Genomic DNA, 6,753 nt, shown 5'->3' on the forward strand with positions numbered 1-6,753 from the left:
ACATTCGTGGGTGTCCGCACAATCCCGCGGCTTGCGGGGTCCCGAGATAGATAGGGTGGAGTAGATGGCAAACGAGGCAGGAACACTACTGACCTGTTCCCACGAAGGCTGTGGCTGCCGGGTTCGCATTGAGGTCGAATGCCACTGCGCCGGCGCGGACCAGCCGTACCGGTGCACCTGTGGCGACGAGATGGTCGCCGTCTAGCAGCTGGTCGCTCGCGCTGGCCGGTCAGCGCCCGAAGACGCGGCCGGCCAGCTCGACCTCGGCAGTCAGCTCGAGGTCCACCGCCGAGGCCCCCACCGCCACCGTGTGAGTGCCCTCGGCGATCCGCCAGCCCCCCGCGACCCCGTCATAACGGGCGAGCAGCCGCGGATCCGCCTCGATGGTCACCACCCGAGAGTCGCCCGGCTCCAGCTCCACCCGCTCGAATCCGAGCAATCGCAGCCGCCGCTCGCCGGGAGCCGCGGTCAAGTATAGCTGCGGGACGGCGACGCCGCCGCGATCGCCGGTGTTGACCACGGTGAAGCTGGCGGTGAGGGTGCCACTGCCGGCCACGGTCAGGTCACGGTGTTCAAAGTTGGTGTAGGACAAGCCGTGACCGAACGCGAACATCGGGATGTGGCCCCGTTTGGCAAACCCCCGATAGCCGACCTCGGCGCCTTCGGTGTAGTGGACCGTTGTCGGAGAACCCCACGGAACATCGACAACCGGCAGCTCGGGACGGGGCGTCTGGCCGAGATCGATCGGAAAGGTGACGGGCAACCGGCCGGACGGGTTGACCCGACCGGCGATGACCTCCGCGATCGCTTGACCGCCGGCCTGACCCGGATACCACGCCTGGACGATCGCTTCGACCGCGTCCCGCCACGGCATCGCAACCGGGTTGCCGGTTTCCAGCACCACAACGGTGTGCGGATTGGCATCTGCGACCGCGGCAATCACCGCGTCCTGATCCCAGGGCAGCGACAGGTCGGCGCTGTCGAAGCCCTCTCCTTCCACCTTGACCGCGAACACGATCGCAACATCCGCGCGGCGCGCCGCCCCCGCCGCCTCGGCCGAGCTGACACCGGGGTCGAATTCAATCTGCGCGTTGGGAAACTGCTTGTTCAGTTCAGCCAGCGGCGACGACGGCAACAGGTAGAGGTTGCGCAGACCACCGGGCGAGCCGATCGGTAACACCGCGGCATAGCCACCGGGCGGAACCACGGTGCTCGACCCGCAGCCGGCCGGCACACCGATCTGAGCGCAGCCGCCGATCACCGCAATGCGTCGGGTCGTAGACGAAACCGGAAGCACACCAGTGTTTTTCAACAGTACGATGCCCTGCCGCGCAATCTGCAATGCAATCCGGCGGTGCGCGGCCATGTCGGGCGCTGGCATGCGGTCCCATCGGTCGGCGCCGACGGCGAATATAGACCGCAGGATTCGGCGCACCATGTCCGACAAACGCTCGCCAGACAGCTTGCCTTCGGCGAAGGCAACCCTCAGCCGATCGGTGAACGCCTCACCCTGCCAGAGCAGAGCGTCGATCTGCGCACCGGATTCCTGGTCGAGGCCCCTGACCGCGAATTCCCAGCTCGGCGTCGCACCCCAGTCGGACATCACCCAACCGCGATATTCCCAAGCCACTTTCAGCACATCGTTGATCAGCACATCGTTTCCGCCTGCGTACTGACCGTTGACCTGGTTGTAGGCGGTCATCACCGCTCCCGGCGCAGCCCGCTCGATGGCGATTTCGAATGCCAGCAGGTCGGATTCCCGGTGCTCGGCGGGATCGATGACGGCGTTCAGCCAATGCCGGTTGGTTTCATTACAGTTCAGCGAGTAGTGCTTGAGCGTCGAGATGACGCCTTGCTGCTGGATTCCGTTGACCGACTCCGCTGCGATGGTAGCGCTCAAAAGCGGGTCTTCCGAGAGGTATTCGAAGTTGCGGCCACTACGCGGATCGCGGGCCAGGTTGATTCCGCCGGCAAGCATCACGTTGAACCCGCGGCTGCGCGCCTCTCGCCCCACCGCCTCGCCCGAAGCGCGGGCCAGCGCAGGGTCGAAGCCGGCGGCCAGCGCCAGACCGGCGGGCAGGGCGGTCGCGGTGTCACCCGGCCGGTAGCCGGGATTGGTGACCCCGAGGCTGGCGTCGCTCATCAGCAGGGCGGGCACGCCGAGGTGGGGAACACCGGGAACATAACCGGCGCTGGCGGGGAGCTCCGGCGGTATGCGCGCATCCCGCACCGGCAACAGATCGCTGGCACCCATCACGCTGACCAGCAACGAGAATCGCTCATCGTCGGTCATCTGCGACTCGACCTCGCGTGCACGGACGTCGGCGTCGGTATCGACGGGGGGCGCGGCGCCTGCATCGCTCACCTTGCCAACGCTAGCCCCGATCGGTCGCGCTGCCCACGTGTCTGGCTACCGCACACCCTCTTTGGCGTATACCACCCGAAGGACGTGTCCGAGTTCAGGCCCCATTACCAGCTCGGCCAGGGTGCACAGCGTTGCGACGTACTGCGGCCCGTGCGGCGGTTGCGTGTCGCACAGGTGATGCGCGATCTCGTGCAGCACCACCAGCTCACGCATCGCCCAGTCCGCGGTATCGAGATCAGGAACCGCGATAACGCCGGTGCCGTCCCGGTTTTCGTAGTGAGCCGCCGTGGCGGCTCGCCGTGACCGCACCGTCAGCGGAGCTACCTTCGGCCACTGTCGTCGTACCGACGGCAACGCCAGCACATCGTTGACGTAACGCTGCACCGCCGGGACCGACCCGAACCGCGCCTCCGGCGGCAGCGTCAACTGCGCGCCGAAGAACTCCACGCTGCGTGAGCCGTGTTCGGCGGCACGGTCGAACAGTGTCCGGACGAATTCCTCGGCGGCATAGACCTTGGAGCGCTGCCAATCCCGCGCAGCCGATTCCCCGGCGCTCACCGCTCCAGCGCGGTCCGCGCCCCCGAGAGCTCTGGACCGGTTCCCAACCGCGCCCGCTCGCCGGCCCGGTCCCCCGCCCGCCGCGCCGCCGACGAATACCCCGCGGAAGCCCGGCTGGCCTGCCAAGTGCCTCGCGCCTTGGACGCACTGCGGTAGTGATCGCGAAGTTCGATCTCTTTGTCCCGCAACGCGATCACAGTTCCCGGCGGGCGACGACGATCCTTCTTCGCTTCGCGCTGGGTCTGCTCGCGGGCCTCGACCAACCGCTGCCCGACCCGGGCGCCGAACGCCAGCTGAAAATTCAACCGAGCGGTGATCGTCGGGGTGGGCCGGTGCGCACCCGAAGAGATATAGCCATCCGACGCGCGCACCATCTGCACCACCAAGCCGGCATACAGGGCATGTGTGGCGTCGATGTCTTCGGCAAACCCGTAGGCGTACACGAACGTCGAGTTGGATGCCACGTCGCAGCGCACGTCGTTGGCCGACGCGATGACCACGAACAGCTGCACATACGTCCGCAGTCCCCTGGTGCCGGCCGCGCCGATGGTGATGGTGCGCTGGACTGGTGTCTGCGCGGGCGTGCGCTTGTCCGCATGCGACCGCGCCACAGCCAAGTCGATCGACGTCGCCGTGGCCAGCCGTTGCGCGGCCGCCATGAACGCCTCCGCCTCATGCGCGTTGTCGGTGCCTTCGGCCTGACGCAACAGCGCGGCGATACGCGCCAGCATCTTGTCGTCGCTCATAGCACCAAAGTAAAGGAACGGTACGACTTTCCGGTGCGGCGCCTCACAGTCTGGCGTTGATCCACGAGACGACATCGTCGAGCACCTGATAACGCTCCGGCTCGTTGAACACCTCGTGATACAGGCCCGGATAGACCTTGAGCTCGACGTCGGAACTACCCACAGCCTCGACCAGCTGGCGGCTGCCGTCGACCGGGATCAGCCGGTCATCGGATCCGTGCACGACCAACAGTGGCGCGGTCAACGCGGCGGCCCGTTGCGGCATCGTCTCGCCGACCGTCAGCAGCGCGCGAGCGATGCCGGCGGGAACCTTGCCGTGATGCACCAGCGGGTCGGTGTTGTAGGCGTTTACCACCGCCGGATCGCGGGATACCGCGCTGGCGTCGAGCTCCTCCAACGGCAAGCCCGGCACGATCGCGCCGAGCGTCTTGGCGACCAGCACCAGCAGCGGCGATACGGCGGATTGGGCCGCCACCGCCGGTCCGGACAGCACCATCAGGTCGTAGTCGTCGGGGTGTTCGACGCCGTAGGCGAACACGATCCCGCCGCCCATGCTGTGGCCGAGCACGATGCGCTTGCACTCCGGATGTGCTTTGGTGGCGATACCGACCAGGGTGTCGAAGTCGCCGGTGTACTCGGAGATGTTTTTGACCAGGACGCGTTTGCCGCCCGAGCGGCCATGTCCGCGGTGGTCGAGCGCGTAGGTCACCAGCCCGTCCTGGCCGAACCGCTCAGCGACGTGATCGTAGCGGCAGGCGTGCTCCCCCAGCCCGTGCGAAAGGACGACCACCGCACGCGGTGTGACGTCGGGGGTCCAGACATCGTAGACGATGCGCACGCCGCCGACGCCGTCGAAGGTGTGTTCGCTACGGGTGGTTGTCATCAGGGGCAGCGTAGACCCAATCGCCCGGCGCGGCGCGGCCCCGCTAGAAGAGCCGGCTGTCCGGCGACGGCCCTGGCACCGAACGGACCAGCCCCGCGCCGGTGACCATCGGCAGATCCAGCGCTGACAGCAGACCAGGCCGCGCTTCGCACACCGCCGGGATGGCGTTGACCATCCGGGATGCGCCGGCCATCCGCGCACCGAGGTCATGATCGTGGTCGTCGGCCATCTCGAACTCGCACCGCATGCTCGGCGAACCCTCGATCTCGACGCGGTAGACGCCTCGGCCGGACGCCAACCCGAATCCGAGATCCTTCGGCTCGATGGAGATATGCGGTTGCGGCCACTCCGGAGCGATGTCGTCTCGCATGCGGGTGACGTGGTCGACGACGAATGTTGGTGCGCCGTCGACGTATCCGGTCAGGGTGGACCGCATCGCGGCGATCGTCCCCGCGACGATGTGGCCGGTCGGGGTGTCGAAGGATTCCTCGGCGGCGACCCGTTCGACGTTCTCGTCGATGGTGTCGATCTTCACCCCCAGGCCGGCGGCGAGCTGGTGCAGTACCGGGCCCCAGCCGAAGGTGAACACCCCGGGTGTCGCCGCGAACGGGGTCTCCTCCGGCGGCTTGCCGAATCCGAGGATCTCGTAGACCGCATCCTTGTCCGGGTAGGTGGCGTAGTTGAACATCTCGGTCATCCGGACGGACTCGATAACTCGCGAGACCCCGGTAAGCACCAGCGGCAGAACATCGTTGGCGAATCCAGAGTCGATCCCGGTGGTGAAGAACGACACCCCACCGGCGATTGCGGCCTCGCGCAGCGGTTCGGTGAACGCCGCGTCGACGGCGTCCGGGAAGACCAACGGGACCACCGAGCATGACACCACGTTCTTAGCGGCCCGCAGGATCGACACCATGTCGGCGATCGCCTCCGCCGGCCGCAGGTTGGCCGCCGCGGCATAGACCACCACGTCGGCGTCACCGGCCAGCGTTGCCGCGGGGTTCTTGGTTGCTCTGACGCCCACCGGGGCGATACCGCACAACTCGCCCGCGTCGCGACCGGCCTTGGCGTCGCTGTGCACGACGAGGTCGACCAGTTGCAGCTGTGGGTGGTCGATCACCCCGCGCAGGGCGATCACCCCCATCGAACCCGGACCCCACACGCCGACCTTGTACATTGTGCTCCTAATATTAGGAAAGAGTTTATTAGATTTCGGACGGATGGTAGGAACGCGGCAATGGGTTCGTCAACAGTGCCACCACCCGGGGCCGGACCGGCTAAGTCGCCACCCACCGGCCGCGTAATGGATGTGCTCGGGGCACTGTCGGATTCACCGGACGGCCGGACATCGGCCGAACTGGCCAAAATCTGCGATATCAGCACCTCGACATGTGCCCTGGTGCTGGCCGAACTCGAGCGGCGCACCTGGGTGACCCGGCACGACGATCGCCGTTACACGTTGGGCACCGGCTTGTTCGGGCTGGTGCATGGGCTGCGAGCGCAATTCCCGCTGCTGGACCGTGGCCGTGATGCACTCACTTTCCTGCACACCACCCTGGGCGCGGGTTGCTCCATGTCCAAGATCGGCCAGGCACACCTGATCACCGTCGACGCGGTCGGCCACGGCACCGACGGTGGGCACGCCGTCGGCCAGTGCTTCCCCATCGGACCTCCGTTCGGCCTGGTCGCGATGGCCTGGCGCGACGAGGAAGCGGTCGACGCCTGGCTGCGGCGGGTCACGCCGCGGCTCACCGGCGCCGAGATCACCGGGCATCGGCGGGTGCTCGCCGAGATACGCGACCGCGGCTACGGGGCCTGGCGGTTCGACGCCGCCCACACCTCGCTGCACGACCGGCTCACCGCGGTGCTGGCATCCTTGGAGCCGACCGCCCAGGTGACTCGAGAGCTCAGCACTCTGATGACGATGGTGACCCTGCAATCGGTCACGCACGTGCTCGAAACCAAGCTGACATCAACGGAATTCGTCGTATTTCCGATCTTCGACCGCGATGGACAGCCGGAGTACCAGATCGAGATCCACTTGGGCGGCCGCGATGACCTGAGCCTTCCCGACCTCGACGCCGCCCTCGGGCACGCCCAGACGCTGCTGTACCCTGACCCGCCATGGGACGCGTAGACGGAAAAGTTGCACTGATCAGTGGCGGCGCGCGCGGGATGGGCGCCTCGCATGCGCGGGCGTT

The 6,753-nt window shown here is 67.1% G+C and carries 7 protein-coding genes and 1 pseudogene; 3 read left to right on the forward strand and 5 right to left on the reverse strand.

The features are described 5' to 3' along the window. Window positions 1–64: 64 nt before the first annotated feature. Window positions 65–205, forward strand: coding sequence for a metallothionein (locus tag ACLQI9_RS32425; RefSeq protein ID WP_325676253.1), 141 nt, complete (start codon window positions 65–67; stop codon window positions 203–205). A 24-nt stretch (window positions 206–229) separates the two neighbouring features. Here the strand turns inward: ACLQI9_RS32425 and ACLQI9_RS32430 are convergent, their stop codons facing one another. The 5 genes from ACLQI9_RS32430 to ACLQI9_RS32450 form a co-directional block, all read right to left on the reverse strand. Beyond that, on the reverse strand, window positions 230–2,293 hold the full coding sequence (locus ACLQI9_RS32430) for a beta-glucosidase (protein ID WP_442392856.1): 2,064 nt from the start codon (window positions 2,291–2,293) through the stop codon (window positions 230–232). 117 nt (window positions 2,294–2,410) lie between these two features. Then, window positions 2,411–2,923, reverse strand: coding sequence for a TIGR04338 family metallohydrolase (locus ACLQI9_RS32435; protein WP_442380441.1), 513 nt, complete (start codon window positions 2,921–2,923; stop codon window positions 2,411–2,413). After that, entirely contained in the window at window positions 2,920–3,669 is a 750-nt protein-coding gene (locus tag ACLQI9_RS32440) for a DUF2786 domain-containing protein (RefSeq protein ID WP_442380443.1), read from the reverse strand. Before ACLQI9_RS32440 ends, ACLQI9_RS32435 begins: the two co-directional genes overlap by 4 nt. Window positions 3,670–3,712: 43 nt before the next feature. Further along, window positions 3,713–4,552: an alpha/beta hydrolase gene (locus ACLQI9_RS32445; RefSeq protein ID WP_442380445.1), complete on the reverse strand. Its 840-nt coding sequence runs from the start codon at window positions 4,550–4,552 to the stop codon at window positions 3,713–3,715. A gap of 43 nt (window positions 4,553–4,595) precedes the next feature. Next, the gene (locus ACLQI9_RS32450; protein ID WP_442392854.1) at window positions 4,596–5,729 is read right to left on the reverse strand and encodes an NAD(P)H-dependent amine dehydrogenase family protein; all 1,134 of its coding nucleotides are present in this window, start codon (window positions 5,727–5,729) and stop codon (window positions 4,596–4,598) included. A 126-nt stretch (window positions 5,730–5,855) separates the two neighbouring features. On the opposite strand from ACLQI9_RS32450, the gene ACLQI9_RS32455 reads away from it, so the two are divergent. Then, a complete protein-coding gene (locus ACLQI9_RS32455) occupies window positions 5,856–6,689 on the forward strand; it encodes a MarR family transcriptional regulator (protein WP_442380458.1) in 834 nt (277 codons plus the stop codon). Then, window positions 6,677–6,753: pseudogene (locus ACLQI9_RS32460) on the forward strand (3-alpha-hydroxysteroid dehydrogenase); the annotation flags it as partial. The gene ACLQI9_RS32455 and the pseudogene ACLQI9_RS32460, both read left to right, overlap by 13 nt.

The organism is Mycobacterium sp., from assembly GCF_052143115.1.
Classification (GTDB): Bacteria; Actinomycetota; Actinomycetes; order Mycobacteriales; family Mycobacteriaceae; genus Mycobacterium.

Coding starts and splice junctions, on each gene's coding strand:
- ACLQI9_RS32455 (WP_442380458.1), top strand. CDS start 5,856: ATGGATGTGCTCGGGGCACTGTCGGATTCACCGGACGGCCGGACATCG.
- ACLQI9_RS32440 (WP_442380443.1), bottom strand. CDS start 3,669: ATGAGCGACGACAAGATGCTGGCGCGTATCGCCGCGCTGTTGCGTCAG.
- ACLQI9_RS32445 (WP_442380445.1), bottom strand. CDS start 4,552: ATGACAACCACCCGTAGCGAACACACCTTCGACGGCGTCGGCGGCGTG.
- ACLQI9_RS32430 (WP_442392856.1), bottom strand. CDS start 2,293: ATGACCGACGATGAGCGATTCTCGTTGCTGGTCAGCGTGATGGGTGCC.
- ACLQI9_RS32450 (WP_442392854.1), bottom strand. CDS start 5,729: ATGTACAAGGTCGGCGTGTGGGGTCCGGGTTCGATGGGGGTGATCGCC.
- ACLQI9_RS32425 (WP_325676253.1), top strand. CDS start 65: ATGGCAAACGAGGCAGGAACACTACTGACCTGTTCCCACGAAGGCTGT.